Source organism: Mesorhizobium sp. WSM4820 (assembly GCF_055811075.1).
Map to the genome: position 1 here is coordinate 346,425 of NZ_JBVVQN010000004.1, position 19,634 is coordinate 366,058.

The window sequence follows — 19,634 nt, forward strand, 5'->3', positions numbered from 1 at the left end:
TGGTCGATGTGATCTGTGGCAACTCAACGATGCGCGGCGAGCGGCACCACATTGTTGGGCTGTTTGGCGCTGGACGCCAGGAAGCGCTTGATGTTGCGCGCCGCCTGCCGGATCCGGTGCTCGTTCTCGACCAGCGCGATGCGCACATGATCGTCGCCATGCTCGCCGAAGCCGACGCCCGGCGCCACCGCCACGTCGGCGTGCTCGATCAGAAGCTTGGAGAATTCGAGCGAGCCGAGATGCTTGAACGGCTCCGGGATCGGCGCCCAGGCGAACATCGACGCCGCCGGCGCCGGGACGACCCAGCCGGCGCGGCTGAAGGCGTCGACCATGACGTCGCGGCGCTTGTGGTAGATGTCGCGCACTTCCGCGATATCGGCGCCGTCGCCGTTGAGCGCGTGCGCGGCAGCCACCTGGATCGGCGTGAAGGCGCCGTAGTCGAGATAGGATTTCACCCGCGTCAGCGCCGAGATCAGCCGCTCGTTGCCGACGGCAAAACCCATGCGCCAGCCGGGCATCGAAAAGGTCTTCGACATCGAGGTGAACTCGACCGCCACGTCGATCGCGCCCGGCACCTGCAGCACCGAGGGCGGCGGATTGCCGTCGAAATAGATTTCCGAATAGGCAAGGTCAGACAGGATGATGATGTCGTTCTTCTTGGCGAAGGCCACCACCTCCTTGTAGAAATCGAGCGAGGCGACCTGCGCCGTCGGGTTCGACGGATAATTGAGGATCAACGCCAGCGGTTTCGGGATCGAATGGCGGATGCCGCGCTCCAGCGCCGGAATGAAGCCGTCGTCCGGTTCCACCTGCAACGAGCGAATGACGCCGCCCGACATGATGAAGCCGAAAGCGTGGATCGGATAGGTCGGGTTTGGGCACAGGATCACGTCGCCTGGCGCGGTGATCGCCTGCGCCATATTGGCAAAACCCTCCTTCGAGCCCAGCGTCGCCACCACTTGCGTGTCCGGGTCGAGTTTCACGCCGAAACGGCGGGCATAGTAATTGGCCTGGGCGCGGCGCAGGCCCGGAATGCCGCGCGACGATGAATAGCGATGCGTGCGCGGGTCGCGCACGACCTCGCACAATTTGTCGACGATGGCCTTGGGCGTCGGCAGGTCCGGATTGCCCATGCCAAGGTCGATGATGTCGGCGCCGCGCGATCGGGCACTGGCCTTCAGCCGGTTGACCTGCTCGAAGACGTAGGGCGGAAGCCGGCGGACCTTGTGAAATTCTTCCATGTCGTTTCCAGTGGTGGGTTCAATTCCAGACGGTCAAAGTGGTTTTTGGCAAAGGTGCCCGTCGGTGGTGCTTGTCGGTCGCGCGATATAATCCTATTTGCAGGTAGGGTCGAGGGCGGGATCGCATTTGGCTTCGATCTGCTTCAGCGCATCGGCGCCGTGCTGCTTCGCCAATGTGTTCAGCGCCGCCGGGTTCGCGACCTTGACCGCGCCGCCCTTTGAGCCCTGCGCCTGTGCCTCCGCCTTCAACTGGGTGAGCTTGGCGTTCTTTTCCGCCTCGGTGAATTGCTCCGCCGCCGCCTGCGGCGGGATATTCAGGTTCGGATAGGCGCCGGTGTTCTTCGGCCCGTCGGTAGCCGCGACAGGCGTGGCGCCCTCGATGTTGGTGCTCGAACAGCCGGCGATCGCCAAAAAGACGACCGCCGCGCCTGTGCGGCAAAAACGACCAGTGCCAGAAAAAACAGTTTTGCCAGTATCAGTCGTCATATTGTTTCCCGGGCAGCCAAGATAGAGCGCGTTGGACCCTGTTGGATGTGCCATGATACTATGTCAAGAAAACGCTTCGGGAGGAACCCCGCGAACCATGTCCAAAACACCCGATTCGGGCAAAGCGGAAGATGACCGGCCTTCGACCGTCGAGCAATATCTGGTCAAGGATCCGGAGCGCTTCGCCTTGAACATGGCGCGCATGATCGAGCAGGCCGGCAAGGCGGCTTCCGCATGGGCCGAGCCGCGCGAGAAAGGCGACGTGCGCGATCATGTCGCCGAGCCGGTCGTCGATATGGTGAAAACCTTCTCCAAGCTCAGCGAATACTGGCTTTCCGATCCGCAGCGCGCGCTGGAGGCGCAAACGCGGCTGTTTTCCGGCTACATGACCGTCTGGGCCAACTCCATCCAGCGCCTCAGCGACGGCGGCGAAGACGCCGAAGGCGCGTTCAAGCCCGAGCCCGGCGACAAGCGTTTCCAGGACCCGGAATGGGGCCGCAATGCCTTTTTCGATTTCCTCAAGCAGGCCTATCTCGTCACCTCGCGCTGGGCGAACGACCTGGTCGAGCACGCCGATGGCCTGGACGAGCACACCCGCCACAAGGCTGGTTTTTACGTCAAGCAGGTGTCCAACGCCATCTCGCCGTCGAATTTCATCCTGACCAACCCGGAACTGTTTCGCGAGACCATCGCTTCGAATGGCGAAAACCTGGTGCGCGGCATGAAGATGCTGGCCGAGGACATCGCCGCCGGCAAGGGCGACCTGAAACTGAGGCAGGCCGATTATTCGTCCTTCGAGATCGGCAAGAACCTGGCCACGACACCCGGCAAGGTGGTGGGCCGCAGCGACGTCGCCGAGATCCTGCAATACGATCCGGCGACCGAGACCGTGCTCAAGCGGCCGCTGCTGATCTGCCCGCCATGGATCAACAAATTCTACATTCTCGATCTCAACCCGCAAAAATCCTTCATCCGCTGGGCCGTCGAGCAGGGCCACACCGTCTTCGTCATCTCCTGGATCAACCCGGACGAGCGGCACGGCACCAAGAGCTGGGAGGCCTATATCAGAGAGGGCCTGCAATACGGCCTGGACACGATCGAAAAGGCCACCGGCGAACAGGACGTCAACGCCGTCGGCTATTGCGTCGGCGGCACGTTGCTGGCAGCCGCCCTGGCGCTTTTGGCGCAGGAGGGGGACCACCGCATCAAATCGGCCACCTTCTTCACCACGCAGGTCGATTTCACCCATGCCGGCGACCTGAAAGTGTTCGTCGACGAGGAGCAGGTCGCGGCCGTCGAAAAGGCGATGAACGAGAAAGGCTATCTCGACGGCACCAAGATGGCGACCGCCTTCAACATGCTGCGCTCGGGCGACCTGATCTGGCCCTATGTCGTCAACAACTACATGCGCGGCAAGGATCCCCTGCCCTTCGACCTGCTCTACTGGAACGCCGATTCGACCCGCATGGCCGCAGCCAACCATTCCTTCTACCTGCGCAATTGCTATCTCGAGAACAGACTTTCGCAAGGCGAGATGGAACTGGCGGGCCACGTCGTCTCGCTGAAGGATGTCACCATCCCGGTCTACAACCTCGCCTCCAAGGAAGACCATATCGCGCCGGCGCTTTCGGTGTTCCTCGGTTCGGAATATTTCGGCGGCGAGGTCGACTACGTCCTGGCCGGCTCCGGCCACATCGCCGGCGTCGTCAATCCGCCGGCTGCTCAGAAATATCACTACTGGACCGGCGGCAAGCCAACCGGCGACTTCAACGAGTGGCTCGCCAAGGCCACCAACCATCCCGGCTCCTGGTGGTCGCACTGGCAACGCTGGATCGAAGCCAGGGACGATACCCGCGTGCCGGCCCGCAAACCCGGCAAGCACATGAAAACCCTGGGCGATGCGCCAGGCACCTATGTCAAGGTGCGTGTGTAACCTTCTGTAATGTGTGGTGAGTTGACGCGCCGGTAAAAGAGGGCGAAATGGTGTCGTCAACCCTTAAGCACTCCCGATTCTTCTCTAGCCGTCGAATTACTCTGGGGCTTGCGGATTTGACACAGGTCTCGTTTCCGTTCGGGGACAAGGGTTTATTGCGGCGAGACGTTTCGGTGCCGCCAATGAAGTACCGACCGGACATCGAGGGGGAATTTTGTTTTGAAATCAGCAGGATCGCGCCTCGCGAAGGGAGAAAGCCGCGCCATTGCGGCCGCGCTTTTCTCCGTGCTCCTGGCGTCCTGCACCTCGGCCGGCGACCCATCCCTGTCCGTCGGCATGCCCGGCTACAATGCCTCGGCACCGGACACGGCCTCCGGCAGCCAACAGGTCACCACTGATTCATCGTCGCAGATGACGACTTCACAAATGACGATGACCGCCAAGGGCGACGCAAGCCTTCCTGAGCAGGTCGCTCATGTGCCAGCGGCCAAGCCGGGGGCGCAGGGCCCCCAGGGAGGCGCCAAATCGGATGCCGGCTTCCCCGTCCCGGCTAAAGCGGGCGCAGAGGCGGCTGCGGGCCAGACGCCGCAGCCACAGGCGGCGCAGACGGTTGAACAGGCCGACGCTGCTGCGCAGAAGACTGAAACCGCCGATGCCGGCACGGCCGCGCCGAAGTCCGCCGCGCCGGCGATGAACAACCCGGTCTATGTGACTGCCGCTGAGCCGCAGGCCTATGCGCCGAAGAAGAAGGGGTTCCTCGCCTCTTTGTTCAGCACGCCTGCCTCGGCAGCACCTGCCCCGCAGGCCAGCAACAGGTCGGGCGAGCAGCCGCAGGCGGCGCAGCCCAAGGCCGCTCAGCCCAAGGCGGCGGCAAAACCCGCCATCACCCTGGCCTCGGCCAAAACGGCTGAAAAGCCGGTGCAACTGGCTTCGCTCGGCGATACCAGCCGTTTCACCGATGACGCGCTGCCTGGCGTACGCAAGACCGCGCTTTTCGAGATCAAGCGCAAATCCGGCCTCGACGACGACAGCGACGTCGATCTGAACGAGGATGAAGGCGGCGCCTATCAGGTGGCATACGCTCCCGGTCTTGCCCGGCTGGCGCCCAACGGTCTTTTGAAGCAGACCGAGAATGTCGACGTTGCCTGCCTGAAGCCTTCGCTGGTCCGTGTGCTGAAGACGATCGAGGGCCACTACGGCAAGAAGATGATCGTCACCTCCGGCTATCGTGATCCGGCCCGCAACCGCCGCGCCAACGGCGCCAAGAATTCGCTGCACATGTATTGCGCCGCCGCCGACATCCAGGTTCCAGGCGTCTCGAAAGCGCAACTGGCAAGCTACATCCGCAGCATGCCCGGGCGCGGCGGCGTCGGCACGTACTGCCATACCGACTCCGTCCACATCGACGTCGGTCCCGAGCGCGACTGGAACTGGCGCTGCCGTCGGCGGCGGTAAAGGCTGGTTCTCCTCTCGTCCATGCAACGCCCGCAGTTTGCCGTCTCAGGACGGCATAGGGTGCCGCGTCGAACCGGGGGAAATCGCCGAAAATGCGCGGTTTTGCGGTCACCGAAAAAAGTTGTCGCAGGTAGCGGCAGACGGGTTGCCGGTTTGGTGCAACGCAACTATAAGCGCTCACATCTGAGCGCGCCCATCGTCTAGCGGTCAGGACACCGCCCTTTCACGGCGGTAACAGGGGTTCGATTCCCCTTGGGCGTACCAGAAAAATCAACCGCTTAAGCCTCCCTGGCCTGATTTCATCGAATATCCACCGAATAAACCCCCGCGAATTTCCCTGAACAGACCCGGCGTGAGCCGGAACCGCCCTGGTTGGCTTTCCAAGGGGTTTCCTGCGACTATCGGGTCCACGCGGGGACATGGGAGGGGGGCTTTATGCGGCTGATCAGATCGCTGGTGAAGTGGGGTTGGCAATGGTTGCGGCTGCAACTGGCGAAGGCCAAACGGCGATAAGCCCGCCACCGTGAGGCAGCGGGCTTGCTTGGTGTGTGCGGGTTAGTGCTTGTCGCTGCTGCCGCGGTCGTTCCAAAGCCGTTCGGCTTCCGCCCATGTGTCTGCAGTCGGCCCCTGCGCGCCGCAGCGCCGGCAGCGGACGTGATAGTCGCCGTCGTAATGCTCGACCTGCAGATCGCGGCTGTTGTCGAATGGACATTCGTGAAAGCGCGGTGCGGCGTTCATATTCCCCGTTCTCTCTTCCAGTCCATCTCGTTTTGCTGCAACCGGGTTCTGACAAAATTCCTGATCGATTGGCGATCTTCGCCTCGGGCGCACATCTCTCTGACAGTGGAGATGATCGCTATGAATTCTATCCTCAATCGGTGCGCCTCTTCCGGCGGCAGCTGCAGCAGCTTCTCGTCGAGACTGGCTTTGCCCGTAGATGGGATCGCGTCAGCGACAGACGGCGCGGCGGTCGCGTCGATGATCGTTGAAGCGGCAGCCAAGGCCGGCGCCGCGACAGCGGCAGCCGCGAGGCCAAGCAGAAGGCGGCGGCGGTTGACATCGGGCATGCCTTCGGCGGCTGCCCGAACATGGGTGTTCGGCATCGGATCTTCTCCAATTCGGTTTCATGTGAGGTTCTAGCGGCTTCCGCCAGAACGGGAATTCTGATATCAGAGTTTTTATGGCAAAGCAAGAAACCGTGATATCAAAGAAACGGCGGGGACCAGCCCCAACGGGAAAAGGCGTGCCGATCATGGTCCGCCTTCAACCGGACATGCTCGCGGGCGTCGATCAATTCGTTGCCGAGCATGATGTTTCACGACCTGAAGCCGTCCGATTGATCATTCGTGATTGGTTGATCAGACACCAGGTACTGAAGGCTGAGTGAAAACCCGGGCGAGTGCTGCCCTCGAATCCGCCGGCCGTCGAGTTTATCCCAGAGAACGGCGGTGGCGCCGGCGTGAGGCTGAGGAAGTCATGACGTTGTGGATTAACCTGATCGGACTTTTCTCGACCGGCCTCGCTGCAGCTTTTTGGCTTGTTGCGGCATCGATCCGCGTCCCCGACAATATTAACACGTTCATCGGAGAACTGCAGCGCGCTGGCCGGTGGAACGCCGCAGGCGGCATATCGGCCTGTGTGGGCTTCGCTTGTCAGGCGATACTTTTCTGGACAAATCTACCCTGAAGTACTCCGTCCCCAGCCTCACCAGCGAGCGTTTCGGCCGGCGGCCGTCTTACGAGACCTGGCGGGCGCTTGTGCTGGCGCCGCGATGGTGATTTGCTGACGGGCTCATTTATTCAGGAGGGGGCGTTGACCGAGGGGCTCAAAAGGTATGCTGAATCGCTACAAGAGCGAATTGAGGGTACTGAAAAGCTCATTGAGCAAACTCGATGGTGGCTCGATGCGCAACAAGACTATGGCATCACCGATATCGAGGGTGAGGAAGCGCTACGTTCCGACCTCGCAGAATTGCAAGCTCGGACGGATCGAGACAAAGGCTACCTTGCTATAGTTCTGAGCCGTCTCGGGAAATAAGCTTCTCACCTGCCCGACTGTGAAGCCGGCATCATCGAAAACAACGAGATGTAGGAGCGGCGCAGCGATGGCCTTCACGGTGATTTGGTACGGGAGACAGGGCATCGTTGAAAAGACGCCCTTCGATGCCGAGAAGGCCGCAAGAGATCACGCGCTGGCGACATTCCCTGCTCGAAAGCAGGATGACGGTATCGTGGCGGTGGAAGTACGCAAAGACGACGGCACGGTTGTATTCAGCAAAGCGGGCGGCGGCATAGACAGCGGCGGCTAACGGCGGCAAGCCCTTGCGGAGACGACCCTTTTAGCGTTCAGTGCCGGCGGGGGAACAAACATGCATAAACGATATCTTTTAGTGGCACTGGCTATTGCCGGATGTCAGTCCACACCGGCTTATGTGGTCTTCAAGCCTGGTGTTGATCTCAACTCAACCCAGACCGCGACCGATCAGTGCAAAAATCAACTCGTTCAGAGAGATCCCGCAGTCGCTGGCGACCGACATTAACCCCGGCTACAACAATCCCGGCACGATCCAATGCAACACGTATGGCACTATGACGACCTGCAACCGGGTCGGAGCCATAAACATCCCCGCTTCATCGACTACCTATGACGTGAATTCCGAACTGCGAGACCGCTACATTGTTCGCTGTCTGGAGGGCCAAGGATTCGGCGTCAAGCTTGCCAGGGCATGCGCCTCCAAATCCGAGGTAACGAAAGCTCTTGCGGATCGGGCCGCAGGTCAGTTCCCAACGTGTGCTGTTAGATAGGACTGAAACCGATGCCCGCAACGAAGACCAGTGAAAGGCTTTCCGAGAAGAACTAAGCCAGCGGCTTGAAGATGAGCGGCGGTTTATCGCGAATGCCGAAGCAGGGAAAACCGGCATTTGGAGCGTTGAGCCGGGTAAGGGAAAAGTCGACACCACGGCCGCCCATGTTGAGGTATCGAGGCGTGCAGTCCAGGCCCTTGAGGGGGTAATTGCCAAGATCGATCAGGACCATCTGGCAGAATAACCATGAGCTTCGCCGGCTACCGACTAAAAGTTACTATCTGGGGCAGCTCGGCGATGTCGCCATAGATCATCGAACCTTTGACGAGAAAACACTTGTCACCGAGGACTTCGAAGAGGGAGCTTGACGCGGTGCAAACCGGCAGGTTCTTCGAATTGGCGTACGTACCGAGCGTCGCGGTTTCGACCTTACGGTCCGCAGCTTCGGCATAGCTGACGCTGATCGCGAGCATAGCGATAGCAAGGTGGCTCGGGGGCAAGTAAGGTCGCGACATACATCCAAATAGCACCGGCCATTGATGGGCTTCGTCCATCGTTTGGATGAAGCGGTCACCTATATTAGCAATCTCTTGACTAAGACGCCGGCCGCCCCAGACTCATGGAATGGCGCGGGGAATTGGGATTGGAGATCTGGTGGCGATCACGGCCACCGTCCGCAGACGGGTCACTGAGGACCGCGTAAGCGTCTCCATCCCCTCTTACAACTTCCCCCATTCGATAGTCGATCATACCAAGGTGAAGCAGGGGCAGCAGATCGAGCTCACCGGAGAGGTCACGCGCATAGACGAGGGAGGCGGCAGGGTGACAATCGCCATGGGACCGCTGGTAACAGTCGACATGGACCAGGTGCGGCTGGTCGAGAAGTACAGGGCGCCGAAACGCAAGAAGCCGCTGCGTGACATGGTGGATTAACCACGCTTAGGACTTCCGTGGTCGCGTACCTCCGCCCGCCCCCAACCTCTGTTAGCTTGTTCGTGCGGCGGACCCCAATCCGCCTGGCCGGCGCCTACAGGCAATCTACCCCAACGCCCCCCAAAGTGGCGCCGGCCACTTTCAGCCCCCTCGTTCGAAAGTTGCCTTCCAGTCGCGATTGCGCGCCCGCTGCTGGCCTTCGTAGTCAGGAATGCATGTGAAGAACACCTGCCGGCGGTCACGACCGGCAGCCTTACAGTTTGAGCAAACAAAGAGCCCGACCAGGTCGTCATGCATCGAGCCGTGGTCACGGCCGAGCCTGTCAATCAATGCCCGAAACGCGCTCCCCACAACCGTTGGACCACAACAACCGGCACGGCCGCTATCGGCGTGAATTAAGCGGCTAATGGTTTCCAGCAAAGGACGCGCGGCGTGGTATACCATCACTATCCGGGGAAACATTGGATACGCAGCCGCTCAGCGCCATCACAATCAACACCAAAAATAGTCGCATCTTTCCCTCCGAATTGGGGGCACTTAGCACGGATGCCATGCTGGTGCCTGGCCGCCGACCGAAAATTGACTCTAGGCTCATCCGATTTGATAGCCAGGGGAACGGAACGTGACAATTTTACTAAATTAGCAATTATGCATATATCTGCTTACGGTAGAAGTAGCCGGCGACCGTCCCGCAGACGCCCCCCCGCCGGTTAGGCCCAGCGGCCACCCACCCAAACTCCAACTGGCTGCTGGGCCGCCGATCTCAGCGAGGAAGCATGGAAGCCCAAGAGAACTTCCGCAACGCATGGGCCGCCCTCAAGCTGGTTCGCATGGCTATCGAACAGACTTGCCCTGCTGGTGTGCTGCCAAGTGAAGAAGCTGTCCTGCTGCTCTACGGCCCCGAGCCTATCCACGAGGGCGAAGCACTTGCGAAGGCAATCATTGAGACTGTCGCAAGGCTAGAGCGCCGCGACAGCGAAAAAATCCGTGACGCCTAAGCTCGGCGACGCTCTTCGGACCCCAGCCCTGCCCTGAGTTTCTCGAGGCTGTTCGCGCCATTGCTAAATAGCAACATGACTAGCCACGCGGCGTCGTCACGGCCTTGCTCGTCCGAAATCCCACAAGTGAGGCAATACTCGTCCAAAGCTTGGCGAAGAATGCTGAGCTGTTCCGGGTCAGCTATTCCTGTGAAAGGCATCGGGCCAACTCCCTTTTGCGTTAGGGCGAAAGCGATCGACACTTTCAATCGCCCCTGTGCCGTTCGAAAGCAGGCGACGGTTTATTGTACGAGATCGGGCAGAAGAGTCTATTCGGAAGTTGGTGGAAAAGCCCGCCTACCGCTTGGCAGCTAGGGCCTTTGCTTCCCGGAGCAGCGATGCCCAATGGAGCCCGAGGAAGAAGATAAGCTCTCGGGCCTGTTCCTCGGTAATGCCGGTTTCTTTGACCAAGCGTCGAACGACGATATCAATGTTGTTCGGCGCCCTATCCTGTTCGTCAGCCATAGGAGAAACTCCTTACGCTGGTAACTTTGCTATCTAGCGCTTGTTCCCAAGCGCGTGATATCGCTCGGGTTATTACCAGAGGCTGGCGCTATGGAAGATACCAACTAGCGAGGGCGTACGCTGCGAAGCCCAACATAGAGAGCGCATACAGAACCAGGAACAACGGAACCACGGACGGCTGGCTGTCGAGGGCGGGGTCAGCTTCTTCCCATTCCTCAACCAGATTGCGATCCCGCCTGGTCTCCGTGACCGCCAAACCGTCCGGCCCGATGTTACCGTCGATCTCTCTCGAAATTCTTTTCGTGATATCGGTTAGGATTACTGGATCATCGGGCAGGTTGCCCGGAAACCATTCAGGAAGATTGTCGCCGTCGTTCTTGTCCATGGCGCCTACAATGTTTTCTGCCTCACTTATGTTCCAAGTTTCTGATGCAAGATGGTGGCTGCCGAGCGAAGAAGCTGTCTTGCTGCTCTATGGTCCCGAGCCGGTCCATGAGGGCGAATGCAGCCTTGCCCCGTTCAAGAGAGATGCAAAAAGCCCGCTAGCCGAAGCCAGCGGGCAATTTTCAAGCCCCGCCGGCTTCAATATTTACGTGTTCCATGCAGACAGCACATCGTTCGAGCAGATGGAAAGCCGCCGGGCGGCGCCAGTTCATGCCGCCTGAGATCTGTGGAGCGTCAGTGCAGCGGCTGTCGGGCCGACCATCTCAGCGAAATCGGTAACGGGTAGGAGAAGCCCGCGCCTCTGGCGGAGAGCGCGGGCCCGATCGGGTTTGTGTCGCCCGATCTGCAGCGGGCAGCGGGGGGGGGCAGCGCCCACTGGTCACAGACAATTTTTAGGATTTGCGAAAGTTCCACTTGGGAACACACCCGCTAGAAATCAAAGCGGATCGGCATGGTGATGTTGCCGGATTTAAGCGTCTTTCAAACGATAGGCGCGAGAATCGCGTCAGGGTCGAGGCCAAGGGCCGTGACTAGCAGGACGGCGTCCGGGTCGTCGCAGTAGACCTCGGGTCGATCGGGAGCAAACCAGCGGGCGAAATAGACCGCGTTTTGCGTCAAGGCGGCGTAGGCCTCGGGCATCTTGCCAGCTTCGATGATGCGAGCCTGCACAAGCGATTTCAGAACTGTCTTACGAGGCGGCGGCGTTGGCTCTGGGCCGGTGAATTTCTTACCATCGAATGAAAAGCCGGCGAAAACATCGTCGGGAACCTTTGTCCATCCCGGCTCTGGGCCACCTTCGGAGCGCGCCGACAAGCGCTGGTGCCTGCGACCTCACCCCCAGCCGACGGAAGGGTGTGCCCCCTGCAGCACCACGGTCTCACGAAAATCCTGCTCGATACGCGTGGGCAACGCACCAGAGACCACCACTGCCGGACGACCATCGATCTTGATCTCGGCCAGCGTCGGACGCCCAAGCGTTCAGTCGACAGCAGAACGCACTTCGCGTGAGCCGGAAGCGCGAGCCGCACCGCGGTCAACCGGGATAGAAGGGCCTTCCACGACTTGAGCTCCAGCGCTTTAGGAATGAAAACCGCGACTAAATTGCCCTCGGAACCAACGACAATGTCGGGCCCTGTGAACAGCAACGGGTGGTCTGCTCGTTCGGCGACAACAGCGGACGACGGAAGGGCGGATCGAAGTGCGCGTGCGAGTTGGGCTATCAAGTGATCGCGGCCGGATGCCATAATCTAGTCGTTCTTTTCCAATTGTCGTTAGGGTAACTACCGATACGTCGGCCGCGAATGCAAGCGCGGTCGTAGCAAATGGTCTCGTCTCCTCTACACGAAGGTTGCAACCCGCACGGTGCGCAATGAGCGTGCGCGCCTCGATCGAGGTTGCCGACATCTTCCGCACCGCAGCCCGCCTACCGGGCCGCCCAGGCCGGCCAGCTGAATGTGATGTCGGCGATCGAGACCTGCCGCACCGCGGCGCTTGGCGGTCACGTCGAGGCGTGCGAGGACTGCGGCCACAGTCGCATTGCCTATAACAGCTGCAGGAATAGACACTGTCCAAGGTGCCAAGCGAGGGGGAAACCGATGGCCGCAACGAAGGCTTTCCGAGAAGAACTTAGCCAGCAACTTGAATATGAGCGCCGGTTTATCGCCAATGCCGAAGCAGGGAAAACCGGCATTTGGAGCGTTGAGCCGGGCAAGGAAAAAGTCGACACCACGGCCGCTCATGTTGAGATATCGAGGCGTGCAGTCCAGGCCCTTGAAGGGGTAATTGCCAAGATCGATCAGGACCATCTGGCAGCACAACCATGACCTTCGCCGGCTACCGGTGTGGCGGTAGGTCAGTCGGAAGAAGTTGGGCCGGCGCCATTCAGCATTTCCGGCCCTGCCTTCCTGTGTGATCTCGACAAGACCGAGCGCAACCAAAGCCAGGTCGAATAACTGTCAGTGAACACTGGCGGACTTTCCCGCTATTTCCATTCAAACCTGTCGGTCGGCTCAAGGCTGGATTGAAATTCGTGGCGAAGGGCCGCCAGAGCCGCCGTTTTCCCATTCAGGTAGGCATCGAAGAACGACACTGCTGCGTCTTGTACAACGCGCGTGTAGCGGGTCTCCTCCTCGGGACCGTGGGCGTGTGGTCCGTGCTTCAGGCCGGAAAACGCATTGTGGCCAGCACCGTCGAGAACGAGCAGATATTGATGAGGGATGGTCAGCGCTTCGTAAGGAAGGGTCCGCTGTATCGGATCGAATTCCTTGTTGCCGGGCACCGCATTGCCATCTTTCGTGCCCGTGATGTGAAACAGCGGGATACTGATATCGCGGTAAAGGGCGGCCAAGTCGCCGCCCTGGAGGGGTATGTTCGGGCTCATGACCAGGCCAGCGCGAATTCCTGGCTCCTTGAACGACCACTGCCCGCCCGGACCCATTCTCTGCCCTGCGGCAACCATCGTCGAGACGCCTCCATAAGAGTGTCCGGCCATGCCGATGCGTGTCAAATCCAGGCGGCCGGCGAGCCGCCCCTCGCCGTTCATGCGCGCAAGCTCGCGCAGGGCAAAGGGCACGTCCTGAAATCGCGCGCGCGCCGCATTGGCGTCCCACATGGCTTCACGAAGAATGCGGTAGACTTCCGCAAGAGAGTTTGCGTGTTGCCAGATCGAGCTGTCCGTCCCGGTATGCTGCAGGTGCACCGCCACGTAACCGCTTTCCGCCAGGCGCCGCCCGAGGTAAGGCATCGCCTCGCGCGATCCGCCAATGCCATGCGACACAAGGATCACCGGGTAAGCGCCAGAGAGGGGAGCCGGGGCATAAAGCCGGTATGGCACCGAACGGCTGCGCGATTCGTCGCGAAAGGCGCCATCAATGGCAGTATATCCCGAAGGTGAATCGTCCACGGTTTCGTTCATCCGCCAGTCTCACAAGAGTGTATGCTCGAGAGCCTCTCTTGTTCGGCCGGTTCCTTGACCCGCTGGGCCGAAAGCATTAAGGCAATTACAGGTGGAAGCCACATCCAAGACAATCTATTACCCGCTAGGTCCGTGCTATGGTGGTGTTTGAAACAAGCGCTCACTATTACCGCTTCTTTGCCAACGAGTCTCGTCGTGGCGGCTCTCCCCTCTATGAAAAGCTGTCGCTCGGGATTGCGGACAATGTCGCGCTGCAGCGCCTGGCGGCAGGGCGCAGGAAGGGTCAGCCGGCGGCGAACCTGGTCTTCGGCGCGGTACAGTATCTCCTGCTTGGCGGCGTCGATCATCCTCTCAAGGATTATTATCCGAGTCTGGGCGGAACGCGGCCGGCCGACGATCGCGCATTCGAACTTTTCGCCGCTTTTTGCGGTGCCCACGAAGCCGAACTCGTCGACATTATCGCGAAGCGCGCCACCAACACCAACGAGGCTGGCCGCAGCGCGCTGCTGCTGCCCGCATTCGATCTGGTTGCGCGCGAAGCCGCCGCTCCGCTTGGCCTCATAGAGATCGGATCCAGCGCCGGCCTCAACCTGAACTTCGACAGCTATGGATATCGGTATACGGACGGGGCAGGCGCTCCGAAGCTGGAGCGGTGGACCGATGCGGATTTCGTCCTTTCCTGCATCCTTGAAGGGCCTGGCGTGCCTGTATTGGGGACGTTCCCGCCCCCCGTTTTATCGAGGGTCGGCCTCGAACTTTATCCGACCGATGTTCGGGATGAAAATGAACGCCGGTGGCTCAAGGCGCTTGTCTGGCCCGAGCGCATTGACCGGCTCACAAAACTGGATGGCGCCTTGAAGGTCGCCGCCGCGCATCCGCCCCGGATCAAAGGCGGCGACGCCGTGTTGAACCTGAGCTCTGCGCTGGCGGAGATTCCGCCTTATCAAGCCCGCTGCGTGTATCACACGATAATGGGCTATCAGCTTTCCGGCGATCAACACCGACGCATAAACGATATCCTGTTGGAGGCGAGCAAGACGGCGCCGGTCTGGCGCGTAACCGTCGAAGGCGAGGTCGCACACCCCAACCCCACTGAGACGTTCAATCCTCTCAAGGTCAGCAGATACTTCAATGGCGAGCGCAGGGTCAAAACGCTCGCGATCTGCGATCCGCATGGGCTATCGATGGAGTGGAAAGGTTAGCAGGTCGACGGTTTACGCGGCCATTCCTGTCCTTGACCAGATGCAAAACGCGATGCGCTTTACTCTAAGGTGTCCACATCATCGGCGATGGACAAACGGTCGCGCGGCAGGGGCACACGCAACTGGTTGCGATTGGACAAGGCCTTGGCAAAGTCCGGTTTGAGCGTCAGCGCCTCGTCAAAGCTGGCGAGTGCTTCATCAATGCGCCCCAACGCCCGCAACGTCACCCCCCGATTGTTCATTGCCTGCACGAAATCGGGTTTCACCCCGATGGCTTTTTCGTAGCACGCGAGAGCCTCGTCATACCGTTTCAGGCCGCGCAAGGCATGCCCCCTGTTGTTGTACGCAGCTGCGGCTTTCGGATTGATCTCGGTGGCGCGAGCCAGGTAGGTGTCCGCTGCCTGATACCGACCGGCCTGAAGACATAGAACGCCCAACAGATAATTAGCGTCGTAATGCCGGGGATTTGCTGCCAGTACCTGCAGATAAATCCTCTGCGCATCCAAAAATTGCTTGCTCCGATGGCATTGCAAGGCACGCGCAAATTGCTCCTCAATACGCCTAGCCGCCACAAGCTCGTCCAGAAGCCGGCGCGCCTCCAGATTGCTCGGTTCAGTTTCGAGCACCTGCCTGCAGCCGCGCTCGGCCAGATGGAACTTCCCCTCCTGACGCAGCTTTCGCACCGACGAAATCACCGAGGGAAGGCTTCTTCGATCCAGCCTGTTCCCGCGGCTGTTGGTGGAGTCGACCCGGACACCCTCTACAAGCCGCTCCTTCGATCCGAAACTGTACTTGTACGAAAAATCTCCAGTGCCAAGGTCGTAGGTCCTGAGGCCGTTTTGAATTGCCCAACGGATGCTGTAGGCGTGAAGCACCAAGCCGGGTGGAGGCTTCCGAATTGCGAGATTGCGGCTGACGAGGAAACAGACGAGTGAACGCTTCGACCTGTCGATAAACGTAATGTGTACTCCTAATGGAGTATCGCCTTTCCACAATACGGGCGCGAACAGCACACCCGCCTTGTGGCACTCAAGTAACATATGGCGGCAGTTGGCAATAATACCCTGAGCATAGACGCGACTTTTGGCCTCCCACTGCGCAAGCCAAAGTTGATAGAAAACCTCCAGGTCGCTTTGGATTGTCTCGAAGTTCGCCAAACTTATCCGGTATTCTCCGCTATTTTCGACCTGACGAAGAAAATGGCGGACATCACGACGGGTTTTCGAGCCAAGGTTGCCATCCAGGAATTCGTCCCAATCGGCTGGCAAATCGACATACATATAGATGTCATGATTTATGTTTTCGCCTGTTCGGGTTGTATGGCGACGTCGTTCAACCTTTTCTTTCACAAAATCGTTGTCGGAAAAGCTTCCGAGCAGCATTTGACGGCGCCTGGCCGATATCGAAATGTCGTCGCAGTGTAACGTTGTCCAATTCAGCGCCTGCAGGCGATCGGCGAACAACGAAACGACTTGCTCTTCGAATTCGGGAACGCAGATGAAGCCCGTATAGGTGGCGAAATACGAGCCGGCCATCCTTATGCTGCTATAAAACCCCGTCTGCTCATCAAGCCCGGTGACGAGTTGCAAAGGGAAGAAGGCGACATACTCGTTCGACCCGGGAGACCGCGCAGCCAAAATCACCCAACCTGGGCGTCGCAGCCAATTCGACATCCATGGCCACGACAGGAAGAAGTTCGCCTCCGGATCGGAGTCATATATCCGGTCCCAATTCTCTCTCAGCGGCTGCAACGCTTCGAATTTGTCGACCATATCGATTTGCATGCGCTGACCATCACTGAAGTGCCCTATCGAGCGTTGCGGTTATCTTTGCCGCTTTCTCTGACGCCTGAGACTGTGCGTCAAAACATGTCCCACCAGTTCTTCATACTTGATCCCATGCAGGGCGGCCGAACGATAGACCGCCGAGGCCGGCGCCATGTTGCAGGCGATGTTCACTTCGATGAAAACGGTCCGCCGCGTGTCGGGATCATAACGGAAGTCGAAGCGGGCATAATCGAATGGCGACATCTCGGCCACCATTCGTGCGGTTGCCTCCGAAACCTCTTCAGCTCCCGGTCCGTCGTAAGGAGCGGACTTGTAGGAACTGTTGAGCCCTCGCTTTGCTTCATTGGTCAGAACATTGTCGCCAGGGCGGCCGCGCTCCTCGAAGACCGCCAATGAACCCGGGGGGAAGCCCTCGACAATTGGAACCGTCAGATTGAGGCCCGGCACAAACTCTTCTGCAATGAATTCACGGCCGCCGTGACGCGGATCCGAGATGGTTGTCAGCGCATCCCGCCAATCCGCTTCATTCTCGACCTTTACAATTGCGTCGGAAGCGATACCCCCTCGCGGCTTGACAATCCACGAACCGGGCAGGCTGAATTTGTCATTGCTGACCTCACCGGGCTGCATGATCCTGTGCTTGGCGACATCGAGCCCCAGCGAAGCAGCCAGTTGCTTGGCCAATACCTTGTCTTCTGAGACCGCCCGGCTTGACGCCGATGCGCCGAGACAGGGGACGCCACGATAGGCCGCGATTGCCGGCGCCAGGAGCTCGTGACCATCGAATATCGCATGCGAGTGAATGGCATAGAGGAAATCGAAGTCGAGAGGCCCGAACAGCACCTCGTGCTCGCTCGCCGGCGTGACCCTGAAACCCAGCCCGCGCAGCGTTTCGAGCATGATGGCATGGTAGACGACGTGGTAGCCGTACTTGGCCCTGCGCTCCGGGCTGGAGTCGAGGGCATGACGCGCCAAAAACAGCACATGGGTTTGCGCCAGCTCTTCCGGCGATGGGGTCAACAGGTATTCCAACGTCGGCATTTATGAGCCTGATGTGTTCAAAACGCTTTTCCATGCTTGCATCATGGCTTGAGCCGGTCAAGCAGAACCATGGGCAATATTTTGGGTGGCGTTGAAGGTCGAAATGGTACAGATCCAGACTGGGTTGCTGGCCGCACTGCCCGGGTGAAGAAACGCAGGAGCAGTTCGGGGCTCCCGGCTGTCCTTTGACGGGAGTCAAAGCCCCAGCTCGAATGTAGAAGCCTGCTTGCTTCCGAGAAAATTCCCCAAGGCCTGGATAGCGTCTATCGTATGCTGGGCATTGTCTATGCGAGCCCACCTATTTTTCTCTGCATTGGTCCTGATGGCTCCTCGGTACGCATAAAAAGGAAGAGAAGATTCATCCAGTTTTTCTCTATACTGCAAGGATGCGATGTTTTTCAACGAGAGCATAATAGCGTCAAGGTATCGCCCTGCCCTCACCTCATCCCCTGTCCGCTGCGCCATCTCGAATGCATAAGCCAGCCCCTCGGTATAAACTCCGTCCGAGGACGCGTGCGGAAGGCCGTACTGAGGGGTTTCTGGATTGAAGAACCGTCCAATCCTGTACGACCGGTCCTGAAGTTCAAGCAATTTGTCGTTCAGAGTAAACACCGCCTCGGCGAATTTATCGGCTTTCGTCAACTCATATAGATGCCGATAAGCGATGGTGTGCCAAGGCACGTATGCCGGGTAATAATTATCTGCGATATTGCGGACATATTCATCTAAATAGAATTCCGCACTGCGCGCCGCTTCGTCGAAATAACGGGTTAATCCAGTACGGAAATAATATTCCAGCAAAGCTACCAGTGCTTCCCCTGAGTAGAATGTTAGGAGATATTTTGCGTCGAAGGAATAATTCGGCTCCTTTAGCCAAGGGCGAAAAGACCCGTCTGCATTCTGGAGCGCAAGGATGCCCTCCGCGGCTGCCCTGGCCTTTGACTGGAACTGTCCAAAATGAGGGCTTGCCGCGAATGTGCGAAGCAGCATCGCATTCGCCCCGAGTTTTGACTTGCCATCATATTCAATATAACCAATGCCACGCTCTTCCCTATACCATGTATTCATGATGAACGATAAATTGCGGCGATGAACAGGGCGAAGCGAGAGATTTCCTACGCTCATTTCCGCCAACGTGCGCGATGACATAAGCTGTCTTAGTTCATTGTTTTTTTCAGATTTCTCGCCCGTATACGGATTGATACTGTAGGTAAACAGGCCCTTTTTTCCAATATTGCGGATTATCCAGGCTTCCGCCAAGTCTCGGATCCTTGCCATCTCCTCCGGCAGCGACACGTCCGTCCGTCGTTCGGGAGACCGTTCGGCCCGATGAAAGTTCCTCTTTGGCATGGGGCGTTTGGAGGTTTGAATCCGTTGGGCGGACATGGTTTCGCCGAGATTGATCGAGTGTTGGGCTGCTCTTCAACCGTCGACTGTAATGGCAGGGTCTATGCGGTGGCAACGGCCTCGGCTGTAGGGCCGGGCTCCAAATGAGCGTAGAGAGCCGTGAAGATCCTGGTTTGTCGCTGCAATTGAAGGGCCGGTCTGCGACGAAGCGCGGCGCGGAGGAGTGAAGATAGCTTCGCGGCCGATAAGTCAGCCTCGCGCCGGCCTCCAGTTGAGTATCCCAAACGGAAGGTGAGCGCCTTTAGACGCTCACCTTCGCGATTATCGAGCGAACATCTGGTGGGGTCGTTAGCCGCCGCTGCCGCCGCCACCGCCGCTGCCGCCGCTACCACCGCCGCCGCCGCCGCTGCCACTGCCGCCGCCGCTGCCGCCATCGCCGCCGCTGCCACCGCTGCCACCGCCGCCATCGCCGCCGCTGCCGCCATCGCCGCCGCTGCCGCCGCTGCCACCATCGCCGCCATCGCCGCCGCTGCCGCCGCCACCAC

25 protein-coding genes, 1 tRNA gene and 2 pseudogenes are annotated in these 19,634 nt (G+C 59.4%); 15 read left to right on the forward strand and 13 right to left on the reverse strand.

Features of this window, described 5'->3' with window-relative positions; all coding sequences use genetic code 11:
* Positions 1-23: 23 nt before the first annotated feature.
* Together AC0L2R_RS09660 and AC0L2R_RS09665 are read right to left on the reverse strand one after the other, a co-directional pair.
* Positions 24-1,241 carry an LL-diaminopimelate aminotransferase gene (locus AC0L2R_RS09660; protein ID WP_077383891.1) on the reverse strand — a complete coding sequence of 406 codons (1,218 nt, stop codon included), beginning with the start codon at positions 1,239-1,241 and terminating at the stop codon, positions 24-26.
* Positions 1,242-1,334: 93 nt separating this feature from the next.
* Entirely contained in the window at positions 1,335-1,652 is a 318-nt protein-coding gene (locus AC0L2R_RS09665) for a hypothetical protein (RefSeq protein WP_473508607.1), read from the reverse strand.
* A 172-nt stretch (positions 1,653-1,824) separates the two neighbouring features.
* On the opposite strand from AC0L2R_RS09665, the gene AC0L2R_RS09670 reads away from it, so the two are divergent.
* The 3 genes from AC0L2R_RS09670 to AC0L2R_RS09680 all read left to right on the forward strand — a co-directional run bounded on the left by AC0L2R_RS09670 (position 1,825) and on the right by AC0L2R_RS09680 (position 5,379).
* A complete protein-coding gene (locus AC0L2R_RS09670) occupies positions 1,825-3,660 on the forward strand; it encodes a PHA/PHB synthase family protein (RefSeq protein WP_473508608.1) in 1,836 nt (611 codons plus the stop codon).
* Between the two features lie 336 nt (positions 3,661-3,996).
* Positions 3,997-5,115, forward strand: coding sequence for a YcbK family protein (locus tag AC0L2R_RS09675; protein ID WP_473508634.1), 1,119 nt, complete (start codon positions 3,997-3,999; stop codon positions 5,113-5,115).
* Between the two features lie 189 nt (positions 5,116-5,304).
* A tRNA-Glu gene (locus tag AC0L2R_RS09680) sits at positions 5,305-5,379 on the forward strand.
* Positions 5,380-5,670: 291 nt separating this feature from the next.
* Here AC0L2R_RS09680 and AC0L2R_RS09685 read toward each other — a convergent pair.
* The gene (locus tag AC0L2R_RS09685; protein WP_473508609.1) at positions 5,671-5,853 is read right to left on the reverse strand and encodes a Lar family restriction alleviation protein; all 183 of its coding nucleotides are present in this window, start codon (positions 5,851-5,853) and stop codon (positions 5,671-5,673) included.
* A complete protein-coding gene (locus AC0L2R_RS09690) occupies positions 5,850-6,218 on the reverse strand; it encodes a hypothetical protein (protein WP_473508610.1) in 369 nt (122 codons plus the stop codon). The genes AC0L2R_RS09685 and AC0L2R_RS09690 overlap by 4 nt, the downstream gene beginning before the upstream one ends.
* A gap of 149 nt (positions 6,219-6,367) precedes the next feature.
* On the opposite strand from AC0L2R_RS09690, the gene AC0L2R_RS09695 reads away from it, so the two are divergent.
* The 5 genes and pseudogenes from AC0L2R_RS09695 (at position 6,368) to AC0L2R_RS09715 (ending at position 7,423) form a co-directional block, all read left to right on the forward strand.
* Positions 6,368-6,502, forward strand: coding sequence for a ribbon-helix-helix protein, CopG family (locus AC0L2R_RS09695; protein ID WP_268931605.1), 135 nt, complete (start codon positions 6,368-6,370; stop codon positions 6,500-6,502).
* A 14-nt stretch (positions 6,503-6,516) separates the two neighbouring features.
* A pseudogene (locus AC0L2R_RS09700) lies at positions 6,517-6,595 on the forward strand (transcriptional regulator); the annotation flags it as partial.
* Positions 6,592-6,801: a hypothetical protein gene (locus AC0L2R_RS09705; protein ID WP_473508611.1), complete on the forward strand. Its 210-nt coding sequence runs from the start codon at positions 6,592-6,594 to the stop codon at positions 6,799-6,801. The pseudogene AC0L2R_RS09700 and the gene AC0L2R_RS09705, both read left to right, overlap by 4 nt.
* Before the next feature lie 126 nt (positions 6,802-6,927).
* Positions 6,928-7,152 (forward strand): hypothetical protein, encoded by a 225-nt coding sequence (locus AC0L2R_RS09710; RefSeq protein ID WP_473508612.1) that lies wholly within the window; start codon positions 6,928-6,930, stop codon positions 7,150-7,152.
* Positions 7,153-7,219: 67 nt separating this feature from the next.
* Positions 7,220-7,423: a hypothetical protein gene (locus tag AC0L2R_RS09715; RefSeq protein ID WP_473508613.1), complete on the forward strand. Its 204-nt coding sequence runs from the start codon at positions 7,220-7,222 to the stop codon at positions 7,421-7,423.
* A gap of 548 nt (positions 7,424-7,971) precedes the next feature.
* Here AC0L2R_RS09715 and AC0L2R_RS09720 read toward each other — a convergent pair.
* Complete coding sequence (locus AC0L2R_RS09720; protein WP_473508614.1) at positions 7,972-8,151, reverse strand: hypothetical protein; 180 nt, start codon at positions 8,149-8,151, stop codon at positions 7,972-7,974.
* 28 nt (positions 8,152-8,179) lie between these two features.
* On the reverse strand, positions 8,180-8,392 hold the full coding sequence (locus AC0L2R_RS09725; protein ID WP_473508615.1) for a hypothetical protein: 213 nt from the start codon (positions 8,390-8,392) through the stop codon (positions 8,180-8,182).
* 151 nt (positions 8,393-8,543) lie between these two features.
* Between AC0L2R_RS09725 and AC0L2R_RS09730 the strand changes: the two genes are divergently transcribed.
* Both AC0L2R_RS09730 and AC0L2R_RS09735 read left to right on the forward strand, forming a co-directional pair.
* Positions 8,544-8,852 (forward strand): hypothetical protein, encoded by a 309-nt coding sequence (locus AC0L2R_RS09730; protein ID WP_473508616.1) that lies wholly within the window; start codon positions 8,544-8,546, stop codon positions 8,850-8,852.
* A gap of 776 nt (positions 8,853-9,628) precedes the next feature.
* Complete coding sequence (locus tag AC0L2R_RS09735) at positions 9,629-9,850, forward strand: hypothetical protein (protein WP_473508617.1); 222 nt, start codon at positions 9,629-9,631, stop codon at positions 9,848-9,850.
* 336 nt (positions 9,851-10,186) lie between these two features.
* Here AC0L2R_RS09735 and AC0L2R_RS09740 read toward each other — a convergent pair whose 3' ends face one another.
* Together AC0L2R_RS09740 and AC0L2R_RS09745 are read right to left on the reverse strand one after the other, a co-directional pair.
* On the reverse strand, positions 10,187-10,354 hold the full coding sequence (locus AC0L2R_RS09740) for a hypothetical protein (RefSeq protein ID WP_473508618.1): 168 nt from the start codon (positions 10,352-10,354) through the stop codon (positions 10,187-10,189).
* Between the two features lie 88 nt (positions 10,355-10,442).
* A complete protein-coding gene (locus AC0L2R_RS09745) occupies positions 10,443-10,739 on the reverse strand; it encodes a hypothetical protein (RefSeq protein WP_473508619.1) in 297 nt (98 codons plus the stop codon).
* Between the two features lie 10 nt (positions 10,740-10,749).
* Here AC0L2R_RS09745 and AC0L2R_RS09750 point away from each other — a divergent pair, with 10 nt between their 5' ends.
* On the forward strand, positions 10,750-11,019 hold the full coding sequence (locus AC0L2R_RS09750) for a hypothetical protein (RefSeq protein WP_473508620.1): 270 nt from the start codon (positions 10,750-10,752) through the stop codon (positions 11,017-11,019).
* Between the two features lie 259 nt (positions 11,020-11,278).
* Here AC0L2R_RS09750 and AC0L2R_RS09755 read toward each other — a convergent pair whose 3' ends face one another.
* Positions 11,279-11,611 carry a hypothetical protein gene (locus tag AC0L2R_RS09755; protein ID WP_473508621.1) on the reverse strand — a complete coding sequence of 111 codons (333 nt, stop codon included), beginning with the start codon at positions 11,609-11,611 and terminating at the stop codon, positions 11,279-11,281.
* A 562-nt stretch (positions 11,612-12,173) separates the two neighbouring features.
* Between AC0L2R_RS09755 and AC0L2R_RS09760 the strand changes: the two are divergent.
* A pseudogene (locus AC0L2R_RS09760) lies at positions 12,174-12,381 on the forward strand (transposase zinc-binding domain-containing protein); the annotation flags it as partial.
* 12 nt (positions 12,382-12,393) lie between these two features.
* Positions 12,394-12,621 (forward strand): hypothetical protein, encoded by a 228-nt coding sequence (locus AC0L2R_RS09765; protein WP_473508636.1) that lies wholly within the window; start codon positions 12,394-12,396, stop codon positions 12,619-12,621.
* 158 nt (positions 12,622-12,779) lie between these two features.
* Here the strand turns inward: AC0L2R_RS09765 and AC0L2R_RS09770 are convergent, their stop codons facing one another.
* Complete coding sequence (locus AC0L2R_RS09770) at positions 12,780-13,712, reverse strand: alpha/beta hydrolase family protein (RefSeq protein WP_473508622.1); 933 nt, start codon at positions 13,710-13,712, stop codon at positions 12,780-12,782.
* Positions 13,713-13,849: 137 nt separating this feature from the next.
* On the opposite strand from AC0L2R_RS09770, the gene AC0L2R_RS09775 reads away from it, so the two are divergent.
* The gene (locus AC0L2R_RS09775; RefSeq protein ID WP_236392242.1) at positions 13,850-14,914 is read left to right on the forward strand and encodes a DUF2332 domain-containing protein; all 1,065 of its coding nucleotides are present in this window, start codon (positions 13,850-13,852) and stop codon (positions 14,912-14,914) included.
* A 59-nt stretch (positions 14,915-14,973) separates the two neighbouring features.
* On the opposite strand, the gene AC0L2R_RS09780 is transcribed toward AC0L2R_RS09775, so the two are convergent.
* The 3 genes from AC0L2R_RS09780 to AC0L2R_RS09790 all read right to left on the reverse strand — a co-directional run bounded on the left by AC0L2R_RS09780 (position 14,974) and on the right by AC0L2R_RS09790 (position 19,002).
* Positions 14,974-16,686 (reverse strand): GNAT family N-acetyltransferase, encoded by a 1,713-nt coding sequence (locus AC0L2R_RS09780; RefSeq protein WP_473508623.1) that lies wholly within the window; start codon positions 16,684-16,686, stop codon positions 14,974-14,976.
* A gap of 51 nt (positions 16,687-16,737) precedes the next feature.
* The gene (locus tag AC0L2R_RS09785) at positions 16,738-17,601 is read right to left on the reverse strand and encodes a D-alanine--D-alanine ligase family protein (RefSeq protein ID WP_473508624.1); all 864 of its coding nucleotides are present in this window, start codon (positions 17,599-17,601) and stop codon (positions 16,738-16,740) included.
* A 336-nt stretch (positions 17,602-17,937) separates the two neighbouring features.
* Positions 17,938-19,002: a glycoside hydrolase family 88 protein gene (locus AC0L2R_RS09790; RefSeq protein WP_473508625.1), complete on the reverse strand. Its 1,065-nt coding sequence runs from the start codon at positions 19,000-19,002 to the stop codon at positions 17,938-17,940.
* Between the two features lie 426 nt (positions 19,003-19,428).
* Between AC0L2R_RS09790 and AC0L2R_RS09795 the strand changes: the two genes are divergently transcribed.
* Positions 19,429-19,634: hypothetical protein (locus AC0L2R_RS09795; protein WP_473508626.1), on the forward strand; the 206-nt coding region annotated here is incomplete at its 3' end.